Annotated in this window: 23 protein-coding genes; 12 read left to right on the forward strand and 11 right to left on the reverse strand. The window is 64.2% G+C overall.

Translation table 11 applies throughout. The features are described from left to right. Positions 1-3: 3 nt before the first annotated feature. A complete protein-coding gene (locus AC629_RS19115; RefSeq protein ID WP_084806576.1) occupies positions 4-1020 on the reverse strand; it encodes a TRAP transporter substrate-binding protein in 1017 nt (338 codons plus the stop codon). A 265-nt stretch (positions 1021-1285) separates the two neighbouring features. On the opposite strand from AC629_RS19115, the gene pobA reads away from it, so the two are divergent. Both pobA and AC629_RS19125 read left to right on the forward strand, forming a co-directional pair. Further along, complete coding sequence (pobA, locus tag AC629_RS19120) at positions 1286-2455, forward strand: 4-hydroxybenzoate 3-monooxygenase (protein ID WP_084806577.1); 1170 nt, start codon at positions 1286-1288, stop codon at positions 2453-2455. A gap of 290 nt (positions 2456-2745) precedes the next feature. Beyond that, positions 2746-3165, forward strand: coding sequence for a PaaI family thioesterase (locus AC629_RS19125; protein WP_084806578.1), 420 nt, complete (start codon positions 2746-2748; stop codon positions 3163-3165). Between the two features lie 159 nt (positions 3166-3324). Here the strand turns inward: AC629_RS19125 and AC629_RS19130 are convergent, their stop codons facing one another. Then, the gene (locus tag AC629_RS19130; protein ID WP_084806602.1) at positions 3325-4209 is read right to left on the reverse strand and encodes a LysR family transcriptional regulator; all 885 of its coding nucleotides are present in this window, start codon (positions 4207-4209) and stop codon (positions 3325-3327) included. A 122-nt stretch (positions 4210-4331) separates the two neighbouring features. Here AC629_RS19130 and AC629_RS19135 point away from each other — a divergent pair, with 122 nt between their 5' ends. Continuing rightward, the gene (locus AC629_RS19135; RefSeq protein WP_084806579.1) at positions 4332-4961 is read left to right on the forward strand and encodes a pyridoxamine 5'-phosphate oxidase family protein; all 630 of its coding nucleotides are present in this window, start codon (positions 4332-4334) and stop codon (positions 4959-4961) included. 251 nt (positions 4962-5212) lie between these two features. Beyond that, a complete protein-coding gene (locus AC629_RS19140; RefSeq protein ID WP_143199255.1) occupies positions 5213-5620 on the forward strand; it encodes a hypothetical protein in 408 nt (135 codons plus the stop codon). Positions 5621-6305: 685 nt separating this feature from the next. Here AC629_RS19140 and AC629_RS19150 read toward each other — a convergent pair. From AC629_RS19150 to AC629_RS19170, 5 genes are all read right to left on the reverse strand, one after another. Continuing rightward, positions 6306-8282 carry a M48 family metallopeptidase gene (locus AC629_RS19150; RefSeq protein WP_084806582.1) on the reverse strand — a complete coding sequence of 659 codons (1977 nt, stop codon included), beginning with the start codon at positions 8280-8282 and terminating at the stop codon, positions 6306-6308. A 68-nt stretch (positions 8283-8350) separates the two neighbouring features. Further along, positions 8351-8947, reverse strand: coding sequence for a LemA family protein (locus tag AC629_RS19155; RefSeq protein WP_084806583.1), 597 nt, complete (start codon positions 8945-8947; stop codon positions 8351-8353). 237 nt (positions 8948-9184) lie between these two features. Continuing rightward, a complete protein-coding gene (locus AC629_RS19160) occupies positions 9185-9916 on the reverse strand; it encodes an ABC transporter ATP-binding protein (RefSeq protein WP_084806584.1) in 732 nt (243 codons plus the stop codon). Beyond that, positions 9913-11682 carry a branched-chain amino acid ABC transporter ATP-binding protein/permease gene (locus tag AC629_RS19165; RefSeq protein ID WP_084806585.1) on the reverse strand — a complete coding sequence of 590 codons (1770 nt, stop codon included), beginning with the start codon at positions 11680-11682 and terminating at the stop codon, positions 9913-9915. The genes AC629_RS19160 and AC629_RS19165 overlap by 4 nt, the downstream gene beginning before the upstream one ends. Positions 11683-11688: 6 nt before the next feature. Continuing rightward, positions 11689-12729: a branched-chain amino acid ABC transporter permease gene (locus AC629_RS19170; RefSeq protein ID WP_084806586.1), complete on the reverse strand. Its 1041-nt coding sequence runs from the start codon at positions 12727-12729 to the stop codon at positions 11689-11691. Between the two features lie 177 nt (positions 12730-12906). Between AC629_RS19170 and AC629_RS19175 the strand changes: the two genes are divergently transcribed. The 8 genes from AC629_RS19175 to AC629_RS19210 all read left to right on the forward strand — a co-directional run bounded on the left by AC629_RS19175 (position 12907) and on the right by AC629_RS19210 (position 21088). Beyond that, a complete protein-coding gene (locus AC629_RS19175; RefSeq protein WP_084806587.1) occupies positions 12907-13428 on the forward strand; it encodes a MarR family winged helix-turn-helix transcriptional regulator in 522 nt (173 codons plus the stop codon). A 249-nt stretch (positions 13429-13677) separates the two neighbouring features. Further along, positions 13678-13947 carry a helix-turn-helix domain-containing protein gene (locus tag AC629_RS19180; RefSeq protein ID WP_074116623.1) on the forward strand — a complete coding sequence of 90 codons (270 nt, stop codon included), beginning with the start codon at positions 13678-13680 and terminating at the stop codon, positions 13945-13947. Between the two features lie 40 nt (positions 13948-13987). Further along, positions 13988-15988: a hydrogenase 4 subunit B gene (gene hyfB, locus AC629_RS19185; RefSeq protein ID WP_084806588.1), complete on the forward strand. Its 2001-nt coding sequence runs from the start codon at positions 13988-13990 to the stop codon at positions 15986-15988. Beyond that, entirely contained in the window at positions 15985-16941 is a 957-nt protein-coding gene (locus tag AC629_RS19190; RefSeq protein ID WP_084806589.1) for a respiratory chain complex I subunit 1 family protein, read from the forward strand. Before hyfB ends, AC629_RS19190 begins: the two co-directional genes overlap by 4 nt. A 2-nt stretch (positions 16942-16943) precedes the next feature. Beyond that, the gene (locus tag AC629_RS19195; RefSeq protein ID WP_084806590.1) at positions 16944-17606 is read left to right on the forward strand and encodes a hydrogenase-4 component E; all 663 of its coding nucleotides are present in this window, start codon (positions 16944-16946) and stop codon (positions 17604-17606) included. Next, positions 17603-19042: a hydrogenase 4 subunit F gene (locus tag AC629_RS19200; protein WP_084806591.1), complete on the forward strand. Its 1440-nt coding sequence runs from the start codon at positions 17603-17605 to the stop codon at positions 19040-19042. Before AC629_RS19195 ends, AC629_RS19200 begins: the two co-directional genes overlap by 4 nt. Before the next feature lie 3 nt (positions 19043-19045). Further along, on the forward strand, positions 19046-20560 hold the full coding sequence (locus AC629_RS19205) for a hydrogenase large subunit (protein ID WP_084806592.1): 1515 nt from the start codon (positions 19046-19048) through the stop codon (positions 20558-20560). Positions 20561-20563: 3 nt separating this feature from the next. Continuing rightward, positions 20564-21088, forward strand: coding sequence for an NADH-quinone oxidoreductase subunit B family protein (locus AC629_RS19210; protein WP_084806593.1), 525 nt, complete (start codon positions 20564-20566; stop codon positions 21086-21088). A 73-nt stretch (positions 21089-21161) separates the two neighbouring features. Here the strand turns inward: AC629_RS19210 and AC629_RS19215 are convergent, their stop codons facing one another. The 4 genes from AC629_RS19215 to AC629_RS19230 all read right to left on the reverse strand — a co-directional run. Continuing rightward, positions 21162-22445, reverse strand: coding sequence for a glycerate kinase type-2 family protein (locus tag AC629_RS19215; protein ID WP_084806594.1), 1284 nt, complete (start codon positions 22443-22445; stop codon positions 21162-21164). 216 nt (positions 22446-22661) lie between these two features. After that, positions 22662-23891, reverse strand: coding sequence for an ABC transporter substrate-binding protein (locus AC629_RS19220; RefSeq protein WP_084806595.1), 1230 nt, complete (start codon positions 23889-23891; stop codon positions 22662-22664). Between the two features lie 206 nt (positions 23892-24097). Then, positions 24098-25324: an ABC transporter substrate-binding protein gene (locus AC629_RS19225; RefSeq protein WP_084806596.1), complete on the reverse strand. Its 1227-nt coding sequence runs from the start codon at positions 25322-25324 to the stop codon at positions 24098-24100. A 372-nt stretch (positions 25325-25696) separates the two neighbouring features. Continuing rightward, on the reverse strand, positions 25697-26830 hold a 1134-nt coding region (locus AC629_RS19230), incomplete at its 5' end, for an ABC transporter substrate-binding protein (RefSeq protein ID WP_084806597.1).

Raw genomic sequence — 26830 nt, forward strand, 5'->3', positions numbered from 1 at the left:
AGGCTACTCGGCCAGCGCGTTGTACTTCTTCAGCGAGGCCTTCAGATCGGCGAGCGCGGCGTCCGGATCGGCACCGGCTTTCTTGGCGCCGTCGGCCCAGGTCTTGACCAGCGGCTCGGCGGCCTTCTTCCAGGCGGCGGTCTGCTCCGGGGTGAGCTTGTAGACCTCGTGGCCTGCCTCCGCTTTTACCTTGTCGATACCGGCGTCCTCGAACTTGCCCCAGTGCTCCCCGACCACGCCGGCCATCTCGGTCGAGCAATTCTTGTCGATCGCGGCCTTCTGCTTGTCGGACATCGCGTTGTACTTGTCCTTGTTCATGACGAACACGAAGGTCGTCGTATAGAGCGGCGCCTCCATGTCGTACTTCGTCACCTTGTCGATGCCGAACAGCACCAGCGAGCCCCAGGGGAAAGTGACGCCGTCGGCGACGCCGCGCTCGATGATGTCGCGCACTTCGGGCGCGGAGGACTGCACGTTGGTGCCGCCGAGCGAGGTGACGAAATTCGCCATGGTGGCGTGCGCCGGGCGGATCTTCAGGCCCTTCACGTCCTCCGGCATCACGATCTTCTTGGTGCGGGAGTGGAAGGAGGAGGGAGAGTGGACGAAGGCGAGGCAGTACTTGACGTCCTTCATCTCCTTCTCGGCATATTTGCGATACCAGGCGTCAAGGCCCTCCGAACCGCCCTTGGCGTCCGAGATCAGGAACGGCAGCTCGCCGGCGCCGACGATCGGGAAGCGGCCGGGCTGGTAGCCGGGATTGACGTAGGTGACGTCGGCGATGCCGTCGCGCGCCATGTCGTAATGGTCGAAGGCCTTGCCGAGCTGCTGGGCCGGAAACACCTTGCCCTTGATGGTGCCGCCGGAATCCTTCTCCACCGCGGCCGCCCAGTCTTCCAGCGATTTTTGCAGCGGATGCGAGGCCGGCACCCAGTGCGAGATCTTCAGGTCGAAGGTCTTGTCCTGCGCGAACGCGGGCATCACGCTTGCTGCCAGCAGCAAAGCCAGACAGGCTTTCCTCATCGGTCGTCTCTCCCTTTTTCTGACGGCGGGCTTCGAAGGCCCGGTCTCGTTAGTTAACATGTTATATAATCGGTTGCCGGGTTCAAGTCGGAACTGGCGCGGCGCGCCGTCGCCGTTATCTACGTCAGCGATGTTGCATGGATTTGTCGTGCTGCGGCAGCGAGCACTCCCCTTTTGCCCAACCGTTATATGATATAATTATCCTGCGCGGGCCGATACGACAAGCGAGCCGCTACGAACCCTACAGGATCGGGAGGAGCAAGTATTGCGGACAAAAGTCGCAATCATCGGGGCCGGGCCGGCCGGATTGTTGCTTGGGCAACTGCTGCATCACTACGGCATCGACAACATCATTCTTGAGCGGCAAAGCCCGGACTACGTGCTCGGGCGCATTCGCGCCGGCCTCCTGGAAGAGGGAACCGTCGCGCTGCTCGATCAGGTCGGCGCCGGCGCGCGTGCGCATGCAGAAGGCCTGGTGCATGAGGGCATCGAGCTCGCGTTCTCTGGTCGCCGTCATCGCATCGACATGAAAGGCGCGACCGGCAAGACGGTCATGATCTACGGCCAAACCGAGGTCACGCTCGACCTGATGAATGCGCGCATGGCCGCCGGTCTCGTTTCGGTCTACGAGGCGAAGGACGTGCAGCCGCACGATTTCAACGGCGGTCACCCGCGCGTAACCTGGGTCAAGGATGGTGTCACCCACGAGATCGACTGCGATTTCATTGCCGGCTGCGACGGTTTTCACGGCGTCAGCCGCGCCAGCGTCCCGGCGTCGGCGATCGAGGAGTTCGAGCGGGTCTATCCGTTCGGCTGGCTCGGTATTCTATCCGAGACGCCGCCTGTCAGCCACGAGCTGATCTATTCCAACCACGCCCGCGGCTTTGCGCTCTGCACCATGCGCTCGATGAAGCGCAGCCGGCATTACGTGCAGTGCTCGCTCAATGATCACGTCGATGAGTGGCCGGACGACCGTTTCTGGGACGAGCTGAAGCGCAGGCTCGACCAGGAGGCGGCCGACAGCCTTGTCACGGGTCCCTCGATCGAGAAGAGCATCGCGCCGCTGCGCAGCTTCGTCGCCGAGCCGATGCGCTTCGGCAAGATGTTCCTGTGCGGCGACGCCGCGCACATCGTGCCGCCGACCGGCGCCAAGGGACTGAACTTAGCTGCGAGCGACGCGCATTACCTCGCGAGCGCCTTCCGCGAATTCTACGACGAGAAATCGAATGCCAGGATCGACGCCTATTCCGCCAAGGCGCTGGCGCGGGTCTGGAAGGCGGTGCGCTTCTCCTGGTGGATGACCTCGATGCTGCACAAATTCCCCGACACCGGCACCATCGGCGCGCGCATCCAGCTCGCCGAGCTCGACTATGTCACGCACTCACAGGCCGCGATGACATCGCTGTCGGAGAACTACGTGGGGCTGCCGTTCTGACCACAGGTGTCATGCCCCGCCACCGGGTCTCGCCTTCGGCGAGCCCGATGACAGGCTCCGGCGGGGCATCCAGTACGCTGCGGCCTCTCGATTCAATCACTGCCGTCTCTGGAATACTGGATCGCCCGCCCCAGTACGCAAGTGCGCACAAGGCGGGCGATGACAGTTGTCGTAGGGTGACTGCGAAGGCCATTTCAAACATCCGCGCAAATTCCGTTTAAAACTTTGTAGGCGGTGAAACTGTCATCCGCATCGCGTTCAATGCTGGCGACCAGCAACGCGAGACGCGCATGACCGACACAGACGTCCCCGGCGGCTTCGAGCCGCTTTCCCGCAAGAGCCCCCTCACCGAACCCTGGGAGCCGCTTTACGCGAAGAAAACCGACAAGGCCGTCATCATCGGCCTGCGGCTGGCAAAGCCGCACACAAACGGCCGTGGCCTGATCCATGGCGGCCTGATTGCAGCGCTCTCCGATAACGCCATGGGCTATAGCTGCGCGCAGGCGACGAACTGGACCACATCATTCGTGACCGTCTCTCTCTCGGTCGATTTCGTCGGCTCCGCCGAGATCGGCCAGTGGCTCGCGATCGAGAGCGACGTCATCAAGACTGGCAAGACGATCTGTTTTGCGCAGAGCCTGATCAAGGCCGACGATGTCGTGATCGCGCGGGCCAGCGGGACGTTTCGGGTGGTGCAGAAGAAGGGGTAGCCTCTCTCGTGTCCCGGACGCGGTGCGGCGCCATAAGCGCGTTCACGCGCGTCTTCGACGCGCTATGGTGCCGCTCCGCAGAGCCGGGACCCATGCGGCATGGGCCCCGGCTCTGCAGCGCATCACTATGTGCTGCGCTGCGTCCGGGGCACGAGCGCCTCACCCAAACCTCCACTGCGTCGTCTCCACCACGAGATCGATGAACGCGCGCACCTTGGCCGAGAGCAGGCGTGAGGTCGGGTAGACGATGTGGATCGGCAGCGCCGGCTGCTGGTATTTCGCCAGCAGGATTTTCAGCCGCCCGCGCTTCAAGCCCTCGGCGGCCTGATAGGCCAGCACGCGCGTCACGCCGCCGCCGGCCTCGGCATATTGCAGGGCGGCGTCGGCGCTGTTGCTGGTGAAGCGGGGAGAGGGCGTCACCTCGATATCGCGGCCATCCTGCACGAAGCGCCAGCTGGCGGATGGACCGAACTGAATCGTCTGATGCGCGAGCAGCGCTTCCGGCGTCTTCGGCTCGCCATGGCGCTTCAGATAGCCGGGCGCGGCCACCACGATCCGCCGCATCTCGCCGACCTGGCGCGCGACCAGCGAGGAATCAGGGAGATGGCCGATCCGCACCGCGGCGTCGACGGCGTCTTCCACCAGATTCACCAGGTGATCCGACAGACGCAATTCGCAGGCGACCTCAGGGTAACGCTTGAGATAGGCGGTCATGGCCGGGCCGACATGGAGCCGGCCGAAGCCGACCGGCGCCGACACCACCAGCCGTCCGCTCGGCCGGTTGCGCTCCTCCCGCGCGGAGCCGTCGGCCTCCTCGACATCGGCGAGGATGCGCCGCGCGCGCTCCAAATAGCGCGTACCGACGTCGGTGAGCGTCACCTGCCGGGTGGTTCGCTGCAGCAGCCGGGCCCCGAGATGCTCCTCCAGCGCCGCGATCAGGCGCGTCACCGCCGAAGGCGACAGCCGCAGCTTGCGGGCCGCCGGCGCAAAGCCGCGCAGGTCAGCGACGGTGACGAAGACTTGCATGGCCTCAAGGCGATCCATGAACATTATTGCATATATCGCAATGATGAAGTGTCAAGCGGGTTGATTGTTTTGGGCGGCGAAAGGCCCATTTTGGCGGGTGAAGACGCACCGAATGCGCCGGAATTCCCGGAGATGTTCCGATGACGACAGCAGTCCGCACCTATGCCAGCGACGTTGCCTTCACGCCCGCGGTGAAGGCGATCCAGGCGCGCAGGGGCTCGCGTGAGGCCTATGGCCGCGTCGAGCAGCGCGGCTGGCGCACCGAGGTCGACGATGACCTCGCCGCGCGCCTGGCCGATGCCAGCAGCTTCTATTTCGCCACGGCCTCCGCCGACGGCCAGCCCTATATCCAGCACCGCGGCGGGCCGAAGGGCTTTCTGAAGGTGCTGGACAAGCAGACGCTCGCCTTCGCCGATTACGCCGGCAACCAGCAATATCTGACGCAAGGCAATCTCTCGGAGAATCCCAAGGCGTACATCTTCGTGATGGACTACGCCCATCGCCGCCGGGTGAAGATCTGGGGCGAGGCGCGCGTGGTCGAGGACGATGAGGCGCTGACGCAGTCCCTGATGCCCCGGGGATACCGTGCGCGGCCCGAGCAGGTAATCGTGTTCAAGATCGCGGCCTGGGATGCGAACTGCCCGCAGCACATCCCGCAGAAGTTCGACGCCGCGGATGTCGCGGCCGCGCTGGCGGCAAGGGACCAGCGCATCGCGGAGCTTGAGGCGGAGGTGGCGGCGTTGAAGGGCGAGAAGGCGGCGACGAGCTGACTTTCAAGCGACGGAAAGTGCGACGCGCTCGGTGTGCGCCGCTCGATGCTTGGCCGACGGGTGGATGGTCGCAAAAAAGGGACAGCCGTCAAGATTTCGGACCGCAATGGCGTCGCATTCGAGGCGAAGGATACATCCTCCTCAAAACGCGACCGTGGGCGCAAGATCAGAGACGCGCGCGGATGCCGAAGGACTGAAAATCGTGAAAGGGGGCCAGAGCCATGAAACCGTCATCTCTGCTGGTTTCCGCTTTGGCCGCGGCTGTCCTCACCTCAGCCCATGCAACCGAGCGGCCCCAAGTCGGCGATATCATCTCGTTGCAGGTCCAAACGCTCGTCTGCTTCGATCTGGAGAACACCAAGGAGCTGGAACGCACGCACGCCATGGAGGGCCTCTCCGCGGCGCTGCGTTTTGTCGACCGCCATCCCCTGCCGGATAAGCCCGCGGCGGGGACCGGCATGTTCACCAACGTCTGCAGCCGCTTTGGACCAAGCGGAACGATGTACCGGGTTGAAAAGATCTACGACTGGACGAGCGGCGGGATGACGCTGTTCTGTATTGACCTGGCGGCAAAATGGAATCTCGGTCCGCCAGCAGAGGAGAAAGGACCGCGAGCTGAGTCGGCCGACAGTTGCTGGTGGGGGCGGCTCGATTATTGACTGGCACGCTTGGGGCTAGTCTCCACTCCAGCGTCCGATTTCACCAACAGTGGAGCAACGCCTGTGCGCAGTAACATGATCAAACTGACCTGGATGAGTCCTTCCTGAACTTCAAGAAGTCAAATGGAGGAATTGAAATGTCGGTCCCTTGCAAGTCCGAACGCAGCCTCCTCAGCCACGAAGAATATGAGGCGATCCGACACACGCACCACCCCGCCATCTATGGCCTCGAGGTGGCTGAGCTGGAGGCCATGCGACCCCGCTTGCGCAAGATGCACGATAAGGAGCGAACGTTCCACCGACAAAGGCGGCGAGAGAGGCGCGGAAAGGCTGAGACACGCGGAGCAAGCTTTCCAGGAACCGCCGAACATGCATCAGAGCGCAAGCAGGTTTTCGCCGCGGCGCTGAAGCGGCTGAACAAGGAGCTCAAGCGTCTTCGCGACCTGACAGCTCGGACCGCACATATCGAAGCGGCTCGGAAGGCTCTCGCGCTGCATCGCGCGGCGAACTTCACAACTTATCCCCCTGCCGGCGCGACCGCGAGCGAAGGCATGATGCCGAAGGCGAGCACACGTCGAAGAAGGATCATTGCAGGCGCAAAAATCGGTCGAGTGTCCCAATCGACGAAGGTCGCCCAGGCGGTACGCGACGCGCGAGGCGCATGAGTGCGGCCTTGAGGCGGCTCCTAGCTTCGACGAATTGCCTGCACTGTCGTTGATCCTCCCCCGGCTTCCCCGACGACGAGCGGCGGTAGCGGGCAGTCGAGCGTATCGCAAATGGCGCGGAGCAGTTCCGCTTCGCGGAGGGTGACCTCCTGGTTTGCCAGGATGCAGGCCGCGCAGGCGACGACGATCCGGCGCTTGATGGCCGGGACGGATTGATTGAGCGTTTGCAGCGCCGCGTCGAACTCGGCGAGAGAGCATTGCTCTCGTGGTGGCAGGCGGTGGGTGTGGTCGCCGCCGATGTAGCTGCGCATGCCCGTATCGAAGGCCGGGGCGGCCTGGTCGAGTTCCGACTGACCTTCCCAGGCCAATAGCGCCAACACTGTCGCCACCGGGTGCGCCAGTCTTTCCGGCGAGTTGTGCACTGGACGCGTCTTACGCTGCGGCAAGAACTGGGAGTCGAGATGGCGATGCAGCACGCAGCTGAGCGTGTACTCGAACAGGCTTAGCCTCTGGTCGGCGATCATGAGCCTCTCGACCTCGGCGCGGAAAGCCCGGTGCTGGCCGGGCGACATCTGCCGCAGGGCTGGCATGGCCAGGTCCAGAAGGGGCAGCCGGTGCGTGTCCGGCAGGGCCTGGACAGGAGCGGCCAGCCGCAAGGTTTCGGCGAAGTCGTGCGGCCCAGTGCCGGCCTTCAGCCGGGTCAGCTGGAGGTCCCGCAGGTCTGCCCGCGGATCCAGGAGAAGTGCGTAGACCAGGGCGCGAGCACTGAATGGCTCTTGAGCGGCGACGCGGAGCACGTCGGGCATGCCGTCGCGCAGCGCGTTCGCGCGGCTGATTTCTTCCGGGTCGACCTGGCCGACCCGGGACGCTGCTTCGTCGGCAAACCTCAAAATCGGCAAGGGCACTTGTGGCACGCTCGGTAACCTCGGCATCCCGGCGAACGGCGGGACACGGCTGCGGCGGGCACCTTCGAGTTCTTCCCGATCAACACTGACCGGCCGCACCTCCAGGAATTGGCCGTCGAACTGGGGATCGAGCCGGCGGATGCGCTCGACGAGGGGCGGATGGGTGGCCAGCAGTCCGGCGAGCCCCCCGCCGGCGAAGGCGTTGGCGAAAAACATGTGACCGACCTCGGCCGCCTGCGGGTTGCCGATGCGCGACCCCTCGGCCAGCCCGCCGATCTTCTTGAGCGCTCCGCCAATGCCTTCGGGGTTGCGCGTGAACTGGACGGCGCTGGCGTCGGCCAGGTACTCGCGCTGCCGAGACACCGCCGCCATGATCAGCCGACCGAAGAACGCTCCCACCAGGCCCAGCACAAACACGCCCAGGCCCAGCAGCATCAGGCCGCCACGGGAATCATTCCTTCCCGAAGAGCGTCCGGACGTGAACATGAGCATACGGCCCATGATGGACAACGCCATGATCCCGAAGATCAGGCCGATCAGCCGGATGTTGAGCCGCATGTCGCCGTTGAGGATGTGGCTGAACTCGTGGGCCACCACCCCCTGCAGCTCGTCGCGGGTCAAATAGTTGAGGCAGCCCTGGGAGACGGCGACCACGGCATCGCCCGGGGCGTAGCCGGCCGCGAAGGCATTGATGCCGGGCTCGGCCAGAACATAGATCGGGGGCACCGGCACTCCCGCGGCAAGCGCCATTTCCTCGACGACGTTGAGCAGCCGCTTCTCCCGCGCGTCGGTGGTTGTGCCGGGCACCTCCTGACCACCCAGCATCAGGGCGACGGCCTGGCCGCCGGACGAGAGCTGGGCCACCTTGAACACGCTCGCAGCCCCGACCACGAGGCCCACCCCCGGCGCCGCGAGCAGGAGCAGCTCCGGCTGCCACCAGGACACCGGCTCGGGGCCGCTATCCATGCTGACCGCGACCAACAGCGCATACACGAGGGCGATCAGAATCAGGATCGCCAGGACGAAATAGACGACCAGCTGGAGGGTCTTGCGTCGGGCCGAATCCTGCTGCTGAAAGAAATTTGTGGCCATGGTCAGAGACGACTTTGCGAGCGTGGAACCGGAAGCATGGGACGCATCGGAACGGTGGACGTTCCGGGTTAGAACGACACCTTGGGCGCGGTGCGCTCAGTCTCTGGGGCTTCGAGCAGCGCCGCCTCCTTGAAGCCGAACACGCCGGCCACCGTGTTGGCCGGGAAGACCTCGCGCCGGATGTTGTAGGTGGCGGCGGCGTCGTTGAACGCTTGCCGGGCGAAGGCGATCTTGTTCTCGGTCGAGCTCAGCTCCTCCTGCAGGGCGAGCATATTCTGGTTGGCCTTGAGGTCCGGGTACGCCTCGGACAGGGCAAAGAGCCGGCCCAGGATGCCGCCCAGCTGAGCCTCGGCCTGGTTATGCTCCCTCACGGCCACCGGGTCGCTGGGGTTGACGGCAACTTTCTGCTCGGCCGCCATCGCGCTGTTGCGGGCCTTGATGACGGCGTCGAGCGTCTCCCTCTCGTGGGCCATGTAGCCCTTGACGGTTTCGACCAGGTTCGGAATCAGGTCGTAGCGGCGCTTGAGCTGCACGTCGATCTGGGCGAAGGCGTTCTTGAAGCGGTTCGCGGCGACAACCAGTCCGTTGTAGATGCCCATGAGCCAGAGTGCGAGCAGCAGCACGACGCCCAGAAGCACGATCAGCGCAATTGTGACGGGACTCATGAGCCATGACCTCCGACGAGAGGACTGTTGGTCTGGTCAATCGCACGATCACCGGCGCCAGGCCGGCGCAACACTTGTCTGACTGAACCCGGCCGAAAACTTGGCAAAATCCCAAGGGCGACCGGTCGAGGACAATACTATCTTTGTCGTGTGTCGCCCACGAAGGCGTGGTCCTTCCCGCTCTGCACGCAGTTATTTATGGACTTTGCAGGACGGGAGGCCAGCCTACGCGGCAACCTACAATACACTATCGCCTTCGTGCTGGAAACCAAGATAGCTTGCCGCGACCCGTTCGTTGGCCGCGATGTCGCTGGCCTTTCCGCTCAGCACGAACTCGCCGAGTTCCATCACGTATGCGTGGTCCGCGATCTTGAGCGCGGCTTGCGCATTTTGCTCGACCAGCAGCACGGAGACGCCGCTGGCGCGCAGTTCGGTGACGATCCGGAAAATGTCGGCGACGATGATGGGGGCGAGGCCGAGGCTGGGCTCGTCCAGCATCAGCAGCTTTGGCTCGCCCATCAGCGCACGGCCCATGGCGAGCATCTGCTGCTCGCCGCCGGAGAGCGTACCGGCGAGCTGCTTGCGCCGCTCCTTCAGCCGCGGAAACAGCGTGTAGACCCTCTCCATCGAGGCCTTCGCCTTGCTCCTCTCGATGCGGAAGGCACCAAGCTCGAGATTGTCCTCGACATTCATGGTCACGAACAACTCGCGGTGCTCCGGCACGAGCCCAAGCCCCATCGCGACGCGGTCCTCGATGTCGAGCCGCGCAAGATCCTGGCCGGCAAAGGCGACGCGGCCCTTCAACGGCAGGATGCCCATGATGGCCGAGAGCAGCGTGGTCTTGCCGGCGCCATTGGCGCCGACGATGGTGACGATCTCGTTGGCGCCAACCTCGAGCGAAACCGAGCGCACCGCCTCGACCTTGCCATAGGCGACGTGGGCGTCGGCGACGGACAACAATGCGCTCATGCCGCCACTCCGAGATAGGCCTTGATCACTTCGGGATTGGTCTTGATCGTGGCCGGCGTTCCTTCCGCGATCTTGGTGCCGAAATCGAGCACCACGATGCGGTCAGCGAGGTTCATGACAAAGCCCATGTCGTGCTCGACCAGCAGCACGCTCATGCCGCCGTCGCGCAGCTCGCGCAAAAGCGTCGCGAGCCGCTGCTTCTCCATGTGGCGCAGGCCGGCGGCCGGCTCGTCGAGCAGCAGCAGCATCGGATCGACGCACAGCGCGCGCGCGATCTCGACGATGCGCTGCTGGCCGAGCGAGAGCGAGCCTGCGAGCTGATGCATCTGGTCGGCGAGGCCGACGCGCTCGATCTGGCGGGCGGCCTCGGCGAGCAGTTTGGCCTCATCAGCGCGGTCGAGCCGCAGCATCGAGGAGAGCGGCCCCGAATGGCCGCGCAGATGCGCGCCGATCGCGACATTCTCCAGCACGGTCATGTCAGGCACCAGCTTGACGTGCTGGAAGGTGCGCGAGATGCCGAGCTTGACGATCTCCTGTGGCGGCGCCTTGTCGACCTTCTTGCCGAGGACCGAGATCGAGCCTGAGGTCGCCGACAGCACTCCGGTGATGAGGTTGAACGTCGTGCTCTTGCCGGCGCCGTTCGGCCCGATCAGCGCGACGATCTCGCGGGCCCGGACGTCGAAGGAGACGTTGTTGACCGCAACCACGCCGCCGAACTGCTTCCGCGCCTTCTCGACCTGAAGCAGCACGCCAGACTGGCCTGCCGAGTGGCCGCGCGACTCCAGCTTCAGCGAGGTGTCCGGCTTCCTGCCACTGGTGCGTTCGGGCAGGAACGACATCAGCCACGGCCAGACGCCGCCAGGCGCGAGCTGCAACAGCGCCACCAGCATGATGCCGAACACGATCGTCTCGACCTGGCCGGAGCCGGGCAGGATCAGCGGCAGGTAGCTTTGCAGCACCTCCTTGAGGATCACGACAATCGCCGCGCCCAGCACGCCGCCCCAGACATAGCCGGCGCCGCCGACCACCGCGATGAAGAGATATTCGATGCCGGCGTGCGCACCGAACGGCGTCGGAGTCACGGCGCGCTGAAGATGCGCGTAGAGCCAGCCGGAGAGGCCGGCGAGCACCGCGGCATGGATGAACACCAGGAGTTTCGCGCGCGGCGTGTGCACGCCGAATGCCTCGGCCGCGACATGGCCGCGCCGGAGCGCGCGGATGGCGCGGCCGGTGCGGGAATCCAGCAGGTTCATCGTGAGCAGGGCCGAGACGATCACGGCGATCCAGATCGCGTAATAGATCGAGCCGGGCGAGAGCATCTTGAACGCGCCGATCGACAGCGGCGGGATCGCCGAGATGCCGTCGTTTCTCCCAAGGAATTCCAGCTTGCTGAAGAGGTAGAACAGGCCGAGCCCCCAGGCGAGCGTGCCGAGCGGCAGATAGTGGCCGGAGAGACGGACAGTGATCAGGCCGAGCAGCACCGCGAACAGGCCGCTGACCACGAGCGACAGCGGCAGCGTCAGCCAGGGCGACAAGCCGTAGGCCGTCGACAGCACCGCGGTGGTATAGGCGCCGAAGCCGACGAAAGCTGCTTGTCCAAAAGAGGTCAGGCCGCCGACGCCGGTGAGCAGCACAAGGCCCATCGCAACGAGAGCCGCTAGGCCGATATTGTCGAGCAGCACGATCCAGAACGGCGGCACGCCCGGGACGAACGGGATCGCCGCCATGAAAGCTGCGAAGACGAGGATGGGAAGCCGGCTCTGCATCGCGCGTCAGTCCTTCTCTTCCTCGACCGCGGGCGCGGCGAGCGAGCGCAGCAGCAGCACGGGGATCAAGAGCATGAAAACGATGACCTCCTTGTAATTGGAGGCATAGAAGGACGAGAACGCCTCGACGATGCCGACGACGAGCGCCGCGACGGCGGTTAAGGGGTAGCTGACGAGGCCGCCGATGATCGCAGCGACAAAACCCTTCAGGCCGATCAGGAAGCCGGAGTCGTAATAGAGCGTCGTGATCGGCACGATCATGATGCCCGACAGCGCGCCAATGACGGACGCCAGCAGGAACGCGATCTGCCCCGACAGCGTGGTGCGGATGCCGGCCAGCCGCGCGCCGAGCCGGTTCACGGCCGTCGCGCGCAGCGCCTTGCCGTAGAGCGTCAGCCCGAAGAACAGCCAGAGCCCGACGATGAAGGCGATGGTGATGGCGTAGACCGTGATGCTCTGGCCGGTGAAGCGCAGCGAGCCCGCGGTGAAGGCGGTGGACAGTACGGCCGGTCCGCGCTGGCCTTCGGCGCCGAAGAACAAGAGGCCCAGTCCCTGGAGCGCGAGGTGGACGCCGACCGAAGCGATCAGCAGCACCAGCACGGAGGTGTGCGCCAGCGGTTGGAACGCGATGCGGTAGAGATACAGGCCGATCATCGCGACGATCACCAGCGACAGCGCGATGCAGATCGCCACCGGCGGCTTCTGGGCGGCGAAGTAAATGGCCAGCGCCAGCACGATGGCCGGCAGCACGATGTTGGTGAGGAAGCTGCGTACGATCAGTCGTGCGTGCAGCGCCTTGCGCGCCACGAACAGGTCGAACGCGAAGGCGCCGATGCCGAGGGCGAGCGCAAGCTTTGCCGTGCCCGGCATCTGGCCCGCGGCCAGCGATGCATAGGTCAGCGCGCCATAGGTGACGAATTCGCCCTGGGGGATGAGGATCACGCGGGTGACGGCGAACACCAGCACCAGCGCCAGGCCGAGCAGCGCGTAGATCGCGCCATTGGTGATGCCGTCCTGCAGCAGGAACAGCATAATGGTGGTGTTCAAGACCGGACGCTCCCCCTCAAAGATCCGGGCCGGTCTCCGCGGTTGCGGGGGACGGTCCGCTCACAGCCATTGAAAAACGCTGACGATATTTGATATGGTCAATAACAATTATCAAATATAATCTCAAGGGTGACAGGCGACCCGTCCCGAGCTTAGCGGGATTATGAGCACGAGGCGATGACCGTTTCCAAGACCGCTGAAAAGATCGCTGAGAAGTCTGGCGACGCGACCAAGGGCCGCAAGGACGCGACGGAGGCGCAGCCCGAGGCGCTTCAGCTCGGCGAGCTCTCGGAGCAGCTCGGTTACGTGCTGAAGCGGGCGCAGCTCAAGGTGTTTGAGAACTTTCTGCGCTGCATGGCCTCGCTCCAGCTCACGCCCGCACAGTTCTCCGTGCTGCTGCTGGTCGAGAAGAATCCGGGTCGCAACCAGACCGAGGTCGCCTCGACGCTCGGCATCCTACGCCCGAACTTCGTGGCCATGCTCGATAATCTGGAGAGCCGTGACCTTTGCGCGCGGATCCGCTCCACCAACGATCGCCGCTCGCACATCCTGGTGCTGACCGACAAGGGCAAGGCCGTGCTGACCCGCGCCAAGAAGCTCGTCGCCACCAAGCACGAGGCGCGGCTGAACGATCTGCTCGGGCAGGCCAATCGCGAAGCCCTGATCGGGATGCTCTCGAAGATCGCCAACGAGTTTTGAGGGCAGTCATTCTTAGGTGCGCGTGAGCGCGACCCCGGAAGCTCGCGCCGCATTTGCGCGGTCGTCATCGCCGCACGCGCCCGGAATAACGGTGGGGCGGGACGAGCCTGATGGCGGAGCGCGAGGCCTGGGCTCCGAGGACGTCAAACGGAATGACGCGTCGCATATATAAAATGATGCTTGAAACATCATTTTGCGCGCCCTAAGCTTGGTAAATCAATCACTGTAACTGCCACGGACATTCGCCCCGTGATCACCGCCGCGCAGCTTCGAGCCGCCCGTGCCTTGCTCAGGATTGACCAGCGCGAACTCGCGCAGCGCTGTTCGCTGTCGCTGCCAACGATCCAGCGCATGGAGGCCTCCGAAGGGGTGATCCGCGGTAATGTCGATTCCCTGGTGAAGCTGGTCGAGGCGCTGTCGGTTGCCGGCATCGAGCTGATCGCCGAGGGGGCGGCGTCGAGTTCCGGGGGCCGCGGTGTGCGGCTGAAGTCTCCACCCCCGAGCGCAGGCGGCCAATAGGGATGGCGACGCGCGCGCAAATCATGATCGAGGAGCGGCCATGATCGCCGTGGCGCTATGGTCAGTGGCGGCTCTGCTGGCGCTGGCGCCTGCAGGAGTCGTACTGTCGACGCGCCCGCGCGGCTCGATCATCCTTTACGGCGGATGCCTGGTCGCCACATCGACGCTATGTGTCACGGCGCTGTCCGATCTGCTCTATTTCCCTCATCTGACGCCGAGCGCGACACTGCCGATCGGCCTGCCCTGGCTCGGTGCCCATTTCCGGCTCGATGCCTTGTCCGCCTTTTTCCTCGTCGTCGTCAATCTCGGCGGCGCCGCTGCGAGCCTGTTCGCGCTGGGCTACGGCCAGCACGAGGAGTCGCCCGGCCGCGTGCTGCCGTTCTATCCTGCCTATCTCGCCGGCATGAACACCGTCGTGCTGGCCAATGACGCCTTCAGCTTTCTGGTCGCCTGGGAGTTCATGTCGCTGACCTCCTGGGCGCTCGTGGTGTCGCATCACCGCGAGGCCGAGAACGTCCGCGCCGGCTATGTCTATCTTCTGATGGCGAGCTTCGGCACGCTGACGCTGTTGCTCGCCTTCGGCCTGCTCGCGAGCGGCGCCGGTTACGATTTCGACGCGATCCGCGCCTCGCATCCGTCCGCCGCGCTGGCCGGCATGGTGATGATCCTCGCGCTGCTGGGCGCCGGTTCCAAGGCGGGCCTGGTGCCGCTGCACGCTTGGCTGCCGCTCGCCCATCCCGCCGCGCCCAGCCACGTCTCCGGCCTCATGAGCGGCGTCATGACCAAAGTCGCCGTCTACGGCTTCGTCCGCATCGTGTTCGACCTGCTGCCGGAGCCGGTCTGGTGGTGGAGCGTGGTCGTGCTCCTGGTCGGCGGGCCAACCGCGACGCTGGGCGTGCTCTATGCGCTGATGCAGCGCGACATCAAGCGCTTGCTCGCTTATTCGACCATCGAAAATATCGGCATCATCTTCACCGGCCTCGGGCTGGCGCTCGCCTTCAAGGCGCAGGGGCTCGATTGGGTCGCCGCGCTCGCCTTCACTGCGGCGCTGCTGCACGTCTTCAATCACGCGCTGTTCAAGAGCCTGTTGTTCTTCGGCGCCGGCGCGGTGCTGGAAGTCACCGGCGAGCGCGACATGGAGAAGCTCGGCGGGCTGATCCATCGCATGCCGAAGACGGCGTTCGCGATGCTGGTCGGCTGCGTCGCGATCTCGGCATTGCCGCCGTTCAACGGCTTCGTTTCGGAATGGTTGACCTTCCAGGCCATCCTGCTCTCACCGCAACTGCCGAACTGGGGATTGAAGCTGATCATCCCGGCGTTCGGCGGACTGCTGGCGCTCGCCGCTGCCTTCGCCGCGGCGTGTTTCGTCGAACTCTACGGCATCAGCTTCCTCGGCCGTCCCCGTTCGGATCTCGCCGCATCCGCGCACGAGACGGATCGCTTCTCGCTCGCAGCGATGTTCGCGCTGGCCGCTCTCTGCCTCGTCGCCGGCATCCTGCCCGGCCTCTTCATCGACGCGCTCGCGCCGGTGAGCAAGGCCATGGTCGGCAACGTCATGCCGCACCAGACCGGGCTGGAGTGGATGACTATCGTGCCGATCGCGGAGAGCCGCAGCTCCTATAACGGCCTCTTGGTGTTTCTGTTCTCGGCGCTCAGCGGCATGGCCGCAGCCTCCGCCATTCATCGCCTGGCGTCCGATCGCTTGCGTCGCGCACCGGCCTGGGATTGTGGCTATCCGGATCCAAACCCCGCGATCCAGTACTCCGCCTCCAGCTTCTCGCAGCCGATCCGCCGCGTGTTCGGCAGCGTCATCTTTGCTGCGCACGAGAGCGGCGAGATGCCGCCGCCCTTGTCGCCCGCGCCGGCCCGGCTCACCGTCGACATGCGCGACCTGATCTGGGATGCGCTCTACGCGCCGATCGCCAAGGTGATCGGCGTTGTGACCGAGCGCGTCAATATGCTGCAATTCCTCACCATCCGCCGCTATCTGACGCTCGTCTTCGCCGCGTTGATCGTGCTGCTCCTGGTGGTGGCGCTATGACCGCGCTTCGCGACATCCTCTCGCAAGGCGTCCAGATGTGCCTCGTGCTGCTGCTTGCACCATTGCTCACCGGCTTCGTCCGCAAGGTGAAGGCGCGGCTGTTGCGTCGGCGCGGTCCGCCGCTCTTGCAGCCCTATCGCGATCTCATCCGCCTGATGCGCAAGGACGTCGTGCTGGCGGACAACGCCTCCTGGCTGTTTCGCGTCATTCCCTATCTGATGTTCGCAGGCACCTGGGTCGCGGCCTCGCTGGTGCCGACCTTCGGCAACGGGCTCCTGTTCTCCTGGACCGCCGACCTCATCGCCATCATCGCACTGCTCGGCAGCGCGCGTTTCTTCCAGGCGCTCGCCGGCATGGACGTCGGCACCGCCTTCGGCGGCATCGGCTCCAGTCGCGAGGTGATGATCGCCTCGCTCGCCGAGCCTGCGATGCTGATCACCGTCTTCTCCGTCGCGATGATCGCGGGCTCGACCCAGCTCTCCTACGTCGCCGAATTCATGGGCTCGGACGCGGTCGGCCTGCGCGTGTCGCTTGGCATGGCCTTCGTCGCGCTGACCATCGTGGCACTGGCGGAGAATGCCCGCATCCCCGTCGACAATCCGGCCACCCATCTCGAACTCACCATGGTGCACGAGGCCATGGTACTGGAATATTCGGGGCGGCATCTCGCGCTGATCGACCTGTCGTCGCAGCTCAAGCTCCTGCTCTATGTTTCACTGATCGCCTGCGTGTTCCTGCCCTGGGGCACGGCGACAGCGGATGCAAGCGTGGCGAGGTTGGGCCTTGGTGCGCTGCTCTATCTCGGCAAGCTCGTGGTCCTCGGCTTCCTGCTCGCCGTCTTCGAGACGTCGATCGCCAAGATGCGGGTATTCAGGATCCCCGAGTTCCTGGGCGCGGCGCTGATGTTGGCGCTGCTTGCCACCCTGTTGCGCTTCGTGTCCGGGAGCCTCTAGCGATGAGCAGCCTGCAATTCGACATCGCCCATCTGCTCGCCGGTTCCCTCGTGCTGGCGAGTTTCTTGATGCTCTACCAGGACCGGCTCTATGCGCTGCTCAACGTCTATGCGCTGCACGCCGGCGTGCTGGCGCTGTCGGTCGCCTGGCAGGCTTATGTGCAGGACGCGCCACATCTCTACGTCACGGCGCTGATCGCACTGGTCTTCAAGGCCATCATCATTCCGGTGGCGCTGCACCGGATCATCCGGCAACTCGGCATTCACCGCGAGATCGAGAACGTGATCGGCGTGGGCCTGACAATGATGGCCGGCATCGGCCTCGTCGCGCTTTCGATGGTGGTGATGCTGCGCGTGACCCCGGGCGCCGACGCGCTGGCGCGCGAAGACCTTGCCTTTGCGCTCTCGGTGGTGCTGCTCGGGCTCCTGATCATGGTGACGCGACGCAACGCCGTGAGCCAGGTCGTCGGCTTCATGTCGCTGGAGAACGGGCTGGTGCTGGCGGCGACCGGCGCCAAGGGCATGCCGCTGGTGGTCGAGATCAGCGTCGCCTTCTCGGTGCTGATCGCCTTCATCGTCATCGGCATCTTCCTGTTCCGCATCCGCGAGCGTTTTGACAGCGTGGACGTGCAGGCGCTCGATCGCTTCAGGGGAGAGCGGCGATGACGATCGATGCCCTCGGTGCGATCCTGCTGATCCCGGCCATCTCGGCCACGCTGCTCGCGATCCTGCCCGGCTACCTGCTGACGGCGAAGCTCAACGTCGTTGCGGCGCTCGCGACCTTCCTCACCTCGCTGTTACTGTTCGTGATCGAGCCGACGTCGGGGCAATATCTGCTGCTTGACGACCTCAACAAGGTCTTCATCGTGCTGACGACCTTCGTCGGCTTCACGACGTCGGTGTTCAGCGCGAGCTACATCCATCACGAGATCGAGATCGGGCGGCTGACGCCGGCCTTCCTGCGCTTCTATCACGCGATGTACCAGGTGCTGATGTTCGCGATGAACCTCGCACTCATCGCCAACAATATCGGCCTGATGTGGGTCGCGGTCGAGATGGCGACGCTCACGACCGTGCTGATGGTCGGCATCTACCGCACCCATGAGGCGCTGGAAGCCGCCTGGAAATACTTCATCCTCGGTAGCGTCGGCATCGCGCTCGCGCTGTTCGGCACGATCCTGGTCTATATGGCGGCGCGCCCCGTGGTGGGCGAGGGGATGGACGGCATGGTGTGGACGGTGCTGGTGAAGCACGCCGCACAGTTCGACCCGGCGTTGCTCAACGTCGCCTTCGTCTTCCTCCTGCTCGGCTACGGCACCAAGGTCGGCCTCGCACCGCTGCACGCCTGGCTGCCGGATGCGCATGCCGAGGGCCCGACTCCGATCTCGGCGGTGCTGTCCGGCCTGTTGCTCAATGTCGCGCTCTATGCGCTCCTGCGCTTCAAGATGATGCTCGCGGTCAACTCCGCGGCGATCACGCCTGGACCGCTGATGGTAACCATGGGCCTGATCTCGGTGATCTTCGCCTCGCTGATGCTCTACCGTCGCCGCGACATCAAGCGCATGTTCGCCTATTCCTCGATCGAGCATATGGGCATCATCGTCTTCGCCTTCGGCATGGGTGGGCCGCTCGCGAATTTCGCAGGTCTCCTGCACATGACCATGCATTCGCTGACCAAGTCGGCCATCTTCTTCGCGGTCGGCCATATCGCGCAGGTCAAGGGCACGCAGAAGATCGCCGATATCGGCGGGCTCACCGTCACCAATCCCGTGCTCGGCTGGGGTTTGATGCTCGGCGTCATCGCCATCGTCGGGTTGCCGCCGCTCGGCATCTTCACGAGCGAGTTTTTGGTGGTGAGCTCGACCTTCGCCCGCGCGCCCTGGCTGACGGTGATCCTGGTGCTCGGCATCATCATCGCGCTCGGCGGGCTGTTCTTGCGGATCGGCCCGGTGATGTTCGGCGAGCCCAAGGGCAAGACCGCGCCCGCGGAAGCCTCCTACGTGCCGATGTTCACGCACCTCGGATTGGTGCTGATGGCCGGCATCTATCTGCCGCCGCTGCTGGTCACCAGCTTCCAGAACGTCGCGAAGCTCCTGGGGTAAGCGATGGGCATCCTCGACAGCATCCCCCATGTCACTGCGGAGTTGCCGCACCGGCCCTGGCCGCGCGCGATCGTGACGGAGGCGGGCTGGCAGGCGGCGATCGATCGATTGGTCGAGGGAGGGCTCACACTGCTTGGCTTCTGGGGCGAGCCGACCGCGGTGCATATGGCGATGCTCGATGGAGTCTCGGCCGAGATCGCGGTCGTCACCTACGAGTGTACGGCCGGCACATTTCCAAGCGTCGCCAGCCCTCATCCGCCGGCGCTTCGGCTGGAGCGGACCATCCATGATCTGTTCGGGCTTGTTCCTGCTGTCGCTGACGATCTGCGGCCATGGCTCGATCACTATGCCTGGGGCAAATCCTATCCGCTCTCCGGCCGCAACGCATCGCGCGACGTGCGACCATACCAGTTTTTGCCGGCCGAGGGCGAGGCGTTGCACCAGGTGGCGGTCGGCCCCGTCCATGCCGGGATCATCGAGCCCGGCCATTTCCGCTTCACCGCCAACGGCGAGCATGTGGTGCGGCTGGAGCAGTGGCTCGGCTACACCCACAAGGGCATCGAGTCGCTGATGCAGGGCGCGAGCCTCGAGGCTGCGGCAAAGCTCGCCAACCGCACCTCCGGCGACAGCGCCGTCGCCTATGCCTTCGCCTTTGCCTGTGCCGTGGAATCGGCGCTGCAGATCGAGGTGCCGAGGCAAGCGACCCTTTTGCGGGCGCTGATGGCGGAGCTGGAGCGGCTCGCCAATCATCTGGGCGACATCGGCGCCATCTGCAACGACGCTTCGTTCGCGCTGATGCATGCCCAGACCGGCATTTTGCGCGAGCGCTGTTTGCGCGCTGCGAATGTCGCGTTCGGCCATCGACTGATGATGGACGTCATCGTGCCCGGTGGTGTGACGCGTGACATCGCGCCGGACGGCGTCTCCGCGCTACACGCGCTGCTTGCGGAGCTACGAAAGGTCTTTCCGCGCTTGATCGAGCTCTATGACAACACGGCGTCCCTGCAGGACCGCACCGTCACCACGGGCATCGTGAAGGCGGAGTATGCGCGCCAGTTTGGCGCCGGCGGTTATGTCGGCCGCGCCTCGGGCCGCGATTTCGATGCGCGGCGGGTGATTGCCTACGCGCCTTACGATTCGTTATCGTTCGAGGTGCCGGTGCTACAGGCCGGTGACGTGAACGCGCGGGTCTGGATCCGAATCCGCGAGGTCGAGCAGAGCGTCGAGTTGATCGAGCAGATCCTCCGTCAACTTGGGCCGGGAGAGCTCGAAACTGCGCTGCCTCCCAGGATCGGCCGCGATTCCTGTGAAGGCATGGCGCTCACCGAGGCCTTCCGCGGCGACGTTCTGGTGTGGCTGCGGCTCGATGGCGAGTTGCGCGTCGAACGCTGCCACCTGCGCGACGCGTCGTGGTTCCAGTGGCCGCTGCTGGAAACCGCGATCGAGGGCAACATCATTGCCGACTTCCCGCTCTGCAATAAGTCGTTCAACTGTTCCTATTCTGGCGCGGACCTCTAAGCCATGCGCAAGACCCTGCTCGAAAGCCTCACCCATGGTTCGCTGACGGAGCCCGCGCCGGCGCCGGACGATTCTGCGCTGGCGGAGCTTGCAACGAAAGTCGACCGCGCCGCCCAGGCCAGACTTGGGCGTTCTCTTGCCATTCGCGAGGTCGATGCCGGGTCCTGCAACGGCTGCGAGCTGGAGATCCACGCGCTGTCCAACGCCTTCTACGACATCGAACGTTTCGGCCTGCGCTTCGTCGCCTCGCCGCGCCATGCCGACGTGCTGCTGGTCACGGGTCCCGTGACGAAGAACATGCGACAGGCGCTGGAGCGGACCTACAACGCGACGCCCGATCCGAAATGGGTCGTCGCGGTCGGCGGATGCGCGATCGATGGCGGCATCTTCAGAGGCAGCTACGCCTGCGTCGGCGGCGTATCCGACACCGTTCCGGTGGATTTGCACATCAAGGGCTGTCCGCCGTCGCCGACCGACTTGTTGAAGGGCCTGCTCGCGCTGCTGGAGCACGTCAGCGGGAAGGGGTGAGCTGCGCCCACACTCAGCGGACGCAGTCTGGATGGCTTCGCTTCGCTCGCAATGACAGGGGAGAGCCCGTGGCTCAATCCACCAAAATTACCCTGATGTCGTTCACGTTCGTCAGCGTCGGGCCCGGCAGCAGCAAGTCTCCCGTTGCCTCAAAGAAGGCGGACGCATCGTTGTTGTCGAGATAGGCCTGTGGCTCCAAGCGCTGCGCCTTCATCTTCGCGAACGTTGCCGCGTCGATCAGCGCGCCGGCGGGGTCGGTGGGGTTGCCGGCGCCGCCGTCGGCGCCGTCGGTGTCGCCGGCAAGCGCGGCGATGGCCGCCGTGTCCTTCAACAGGCCGGCGAGCGCCAGCGCGTATTCCTGGTTCGGGCCGCCGCGGCCATTGCCGCGTACGGTGACCGTGAGCTCGCCGCCGGAGAGGATTGCGACGCGCCGGCCTTGCGCGCGCGCCTGGAGCGCCAACCTGGCGTGATCGGCAGCGACCTCGCGGGCCTCGCCCTCGAGATCGGCGCCGAGATCAATCGTCTCGTAGCCGGCGTCCTTGGCGAGCTTCACCGCGGCGTCGAGCGATTGCTTAGGACGCGCGATCAGTTCGAAATGCGCGCGCGCAAAGGCGGCATCGCCCGGCTTGCAGCTCTCGTTGGCGGGATCGTCGAGCGCGCGCCTCACGGCATCATCGATGTCGAGCCTGTACTTGGCGACGATGGCGCGCGCGTCCGCAAGCGTGGTCGGATCGGGCACGGTGGGACCGGAGGCGATCGCGGAAGGATCGTCATGCGGCACGTCGGAGATCGCGAGCGTCACGATCTCGGCGGCGTTCCTGCCGGCGCGCGCCAGACGCCCGCCCTTGATCCGCGACAGATGTTTTCTGACGATGTTCATCTCGCCGATCGGCGCGCCTGAGCGCAGCAGCGCCTTGTTGACCGCCTGCTTCTGCGCGAAGCTGATGCCCTCTACAGGCGCGATCCAGTTCGCCGAGCCGCCGCCGGTGAGCAGCACCAGGAGAAGATCGTCGGGTCCGGCCTCGCCCGCGAGCGCGAGTGTGTCGGCCGCGCCCTTCAAGCCGGCTTCATCCGGCACGGGATGGCCGGCCTCGACCACGCGGATGCGGCGCGTCGGCACGCCGTAGCCGTGGCGGGTGGTGGCGATGCCCACCAGCCGCTCCGGCGCGAGCTTGAGCGTGTCGAGATAATGCCGCTCCGCAGCCGCCGCCATTGCGCCCGCGCCCTTGCCGGCGGCGAGGCAGATCACGCGTCCCCTCGGTGCGGGCCGCAGATGCGGCGCCAGCACCACATTGGGATGGGCGGCGGCAACGGCGGCGTCGTAGAGCGCGCGGAGCAGGGGACGTCGGTCGGTCATTGACGGAGGCCTTCGGCAAACTTTTGGGCAGAATCTCGGACAGGGCGAAGCGGCGGCGATGAAGCCGCCATTCACCTGCCTACCGCATCATGCGCCAAAGCGTAAGCGGGCTTTACCATCATTCGATTATGCAATCGCGTGATCATGATCGGCGCGCAAGCAAAAGCCCCCTGCGCAAGCTCCGCCGGGGGCTTTCGTCGTCGCGTGTTCGGGCGGCTAGCCGCCGGCGTCGGCGCTGATCACGTCGCCGAACAGTTCCCAGCGCTCGCCCTTGAACTTCTCGAGCCGGAGCTGGCTGATCGGCGCAAAGTCGTTCGGCCCGGTGTTGATCTGGATGCCCGGCAGCAGCGCTTCGGTGCGGAAGTCCTTCAGGCTTGCGGCCTGCTTCATGACGTTCTCGCGCGTGAGATTATCGCCGCATTGCTTCAGGACCTGGACCAGCGTCTGCGCCACGGCGAAGCCAACGATGGTGCCCTTGTCGAGCTTGTCACCTTCCGGGAAGTACTTGTCCATGAAGGCGAGAAACTGCTTCATGCCGGGATCGTTGCTCCATTCCGGATCCGACACGTCCTTGAGATAATCGGCCGAGACGATATCCTGCCCGTTCTCGAAGCCCGCGGGCTTCATGACGCTGCCGACGGAGGCCGAGACGTTGTTGAGGAAGTGCAACGGCTTCCAGCCGATCTCCGCGACCTTCTTGATCGCCTGCGCCGCGAATTTCGGCGTCGTGATGTTCATGAAGACATCAGCGCCCGTCGACCTCAGCTTGACGATGTGGCTGTCGATGGTCGGCTCGGAGGTCTCGTAGCTCTCCTCCATGACGATCATCGAGGCGGCCTTGGAGCCAAGGCCGTCCTTCAGGCCCTTGAGATAGTCCTTGCCGTAATCGTCGTTCTGATAGAGCACGGCGATCTTGGCGTCCGGCTTGTTCTTGAGCAGCCATTTCGCGTAGATCTGCGTTTCGCTCTGGTAGTTGGGCTGCCAGCCCATCGTCCACGGGAAGTTCTGCGGATCGTTCCACTTGGTGGCGCCGGTCGCGACGAAGAGCTGCGGCACCTTCTTGGTGTTCATGTATTTGTGGATCGCCGAGTTCGACGGTGTGCCGAGCGAGTTGAAGATAAAGAGCACTTCGTCGCTCTCGACGAGCTTGCGCGCCTGCTCCACGGCCTTCGGCGGCGAGTAGGCGTCGTCATAGGAAACGAAGTTGATCTTGCGGCCGTTGATGCCGCCTTCGTCGTTGATCTTCTTGAAATAGGCGGCTTCGGTCCGCCCGATGATGCCGTAGGCGGAAGCCGGTCCGCTGTAGGGCATGATGTTGCCGATCTTGATCTCGGCGTCGTTCGCGCCTGTATCGTATTTCTTCTGGGCCGATGCAGTGGAGGTCGAGGCCGCAATGAGCGCGAGCGCCAGTGACGCGGCGGCAAGCTTGCCGGTGACAGCGGGCATTCCTATCTCCCTGTTTTCTTGGTGTGTGTGCGTTTCCTTTTCTTGTCTTGCCTGGTTTTTGGTGACGCGGCGGCAATTCAATACGATTTGTCTGACGGCTTCAAGGAAAAGCCCCGGCGACCAGGTCGCGGGGGCTGCTCCTTTAGTAGGTTTATGTCTGCACGGCGGTGGTCGCGAAGGCCTTGGCCACCTTGCCGAGGACGCCGTTAACCACCGACGTCGCCGCTGATCACGTCGCCGAACAGCTCCCAGGTGTCGCCCTTGAGCCGCTGGAGTTGCAACTGCGAAATCGGGGCAAAGTCCGTCGGGCTGGTATTGATCTTCACCCCGGGCAACAGGCCCGCAACCACATAGTCTTGCATGTTTGCCGCCTGCTTCATGACGTTCGCACGCGTCAGGTCGTCGCCACACTGCTTGAGCACGTGAACCATGGTTTGCGCGACGGCGTAGCCATAGATCACGAAGGCGTCGGCGCGGTTGGCCTCGGGATAATATTTGTCGAGGAACGTATTCCAGGCCTTGATATCCGGATCATCCTTCCATTGCGGATCCGTCGGGTCCTTCAGGTAGGCCGACGTGATGATGCCTTGCGAGCTGCCGAAGCCAGCCGGCTTGATCGTGGCGCTGATCGACGAACTGACGCTATTGAGGAAATGAACCGGCTTCCACTCGATCTCGGCGCTCTTCTTGATCGCTTGCGCCGCGAACTTCGGAATCGAGATGTCGACGAACACGTCGGCGCCGGCCGCTTTGAGGTTGACGATGTGCGAGTCGATCGTCGGCTCTGTTGTCTCGTAGCTCTCTTCCCGCACGATCATGGAGACTTTGGAGCCCAGCCCGTCCTTCAGACCCTTCAGATAGTCCTTGCCGTAATCATCGTTCTGGTAGAGCACGCCGATCTTGGCATTCGGATAATTCTTCAGGATGTATTTCGCGTAGATCTGCGTCTCGCTCTGGTAGTTCGGTTGCCAGCCCATTGTCCATGGGTAGCCCTTGGCATCGTTCCACTTGGTTGCGCCGGTGGCGACGAAGAGTTGAGGCACCTGCTTCGAGTTCATGTATTTGTGGATCGCCGAGTTCGGGGGCGTGCCGAGCGAATTGAAGATCAGCAGCACCTCGTCGCTCTCGACCAGCTTGCGCGCCTGCTCGACGGTCTTCGGCGGTGAGTAGCCGTCGTCATAAGAGATGAAATTGATCTTGCGGCCGTTGATGCCGCCTTCCGCGTTGATCTTGTTGAAGTAGGCCGCTTCCGTCTTGCCGATCACGCTGTAAGAGGACGCGGGACCGCTATAGGGCATGATGTTGCCGATCTTGATCTCGGTATCGGTCACGCCGCTGTCGTACTTCTTCTGCGCAAGCGCTGCCGTGGACATGGTGGCGGTCAGCAGGAGAGCCGCCGATAATGCTGCCGCCCGCACGTGGATGGAATGCATGTTGGTCTCCCTTGATTCGGTTGAATGTGTCGCTTTTGCTGATTGGGAGCTCTTTGCGGCTCCTCGCACATTCAATGCTCTTCCCGGATCGCCAGCAAGCAACGCGCCCCCGAGAAGGCGATACCGAGAACTCGTCTTTAGTCGAATGGGGCTGAGCGAGGCCGAAGGCGCCGGGACGCCATTGTCAGGCTTGATGAAGCCACGGGTGACGGCAATGCCGCCGCAGCGAGCTCAGTTCTTGCCTTGCAGCAACCCTTTCAGGCGGCGATGAATTCTTTGCCGGGTCACGAGATTGGCGCGGCTGCAAGATGGGATCAGCACAGGTTGACGCAAACGCTCGCATCGATTTCTGATTGCCAGACGCGTAGGATCCTACTGGCTGAGATCGCTCGAGATGATGTCGCCGAACAGCTCCCATTTCCTGCCCTTGAACCGCATCATCTGGAACTGCTCGATCGGGGCGAAATTATCCGGCGCGGTGTTGATGGTGATGCCGGGCAGCAGCATGTCGGGCGCGAAATCCTTCATGCTGGCGGCTTGCTTCATCACGTTCTCGCGGGTCAAATCGTCGCCGCACATCTGCAGCACCTTCACCATGGTCTGTGCCGCCGCATAGCCGAACGCCACACCGGCATCGAGCTTGTTGGCCTTGGGATTGTATTGCGCGATGAAGTTGTAGAACTTCTTCATGCCGTCGTCGGCGTTCCATTGCGGGTCCGAGGCGTCCTTGATGTAGGTGGCCGACAGGATTCCTTGGGAGATCTCGAAGCCCGCCGGTTCGATCACGCCGCCGACCGAGGCCGAGACGTTTGAGATGATTTGGACCGGATGCCAGTTGATCTCGGCGGCCTTCTTGATTGCCTGCGCGGCGAATTTCGGTGTGGTGATGCTGATGAAGACGTCGGCGCCCGCGGCCTTCAGCTTCACGACGTGATCGTCGACGGCCGGCTCCGAGGTGTCGTAGCTTTCCTCCAGCACGATCATCGAGGCCTTGGTGCCGAGGCCGTCCTTCAGGCCCTTCAGATAGTCCTTGCCGAAATCATCGTTCTGGTAGAGCACGCCGATCTTCGCGTCCGGCTTCTCCTTCATGATGTACTTGGCGTAGATGCGTGCCTCGCTCGCGTAGTTCGGCTGCCAGCCCATCGTCCAGGGGAAGTTCTTCGGATCGTTCCATTTCGAGGCGCCGCTCGCCACGAACAATTGCGGCACCTTCTTCTCGTTCATGTATTTGCGGATCGCGCTGTTGGTGGAGGTGCCGAGCGAGCCGAAGATCAGCAGCACTCCGTCGCTCTCGACCAGCTTCCGCGCCTGCTCAACCGTCTTCGGCGGCGAATAGGCATCGTCATAGGAGAGGAACTTGATCTTGCGGCCGTTGATGCCGCCTTCCGCGTTGATCTTGTTGAAATAGGCTTCCTCGGCCTCGCCGATCACGGCATAGGCGGAGGCCGGACCGCTATAGGGCATGATGTTGCCGAGCTTGATCTCGGTATCGGAGGCGCCGCTGTC

Origin of the sequence: Bradyrhizobium sp. NAS80.1 (genome assembly GCF_001908205.1) — a bacterium.
Lineage (GTDB): Bacteria > Pseudomonadota > Alphaproteobacteria > Rhizobiales > Xanthobacteraceae > Bradyrhizobium.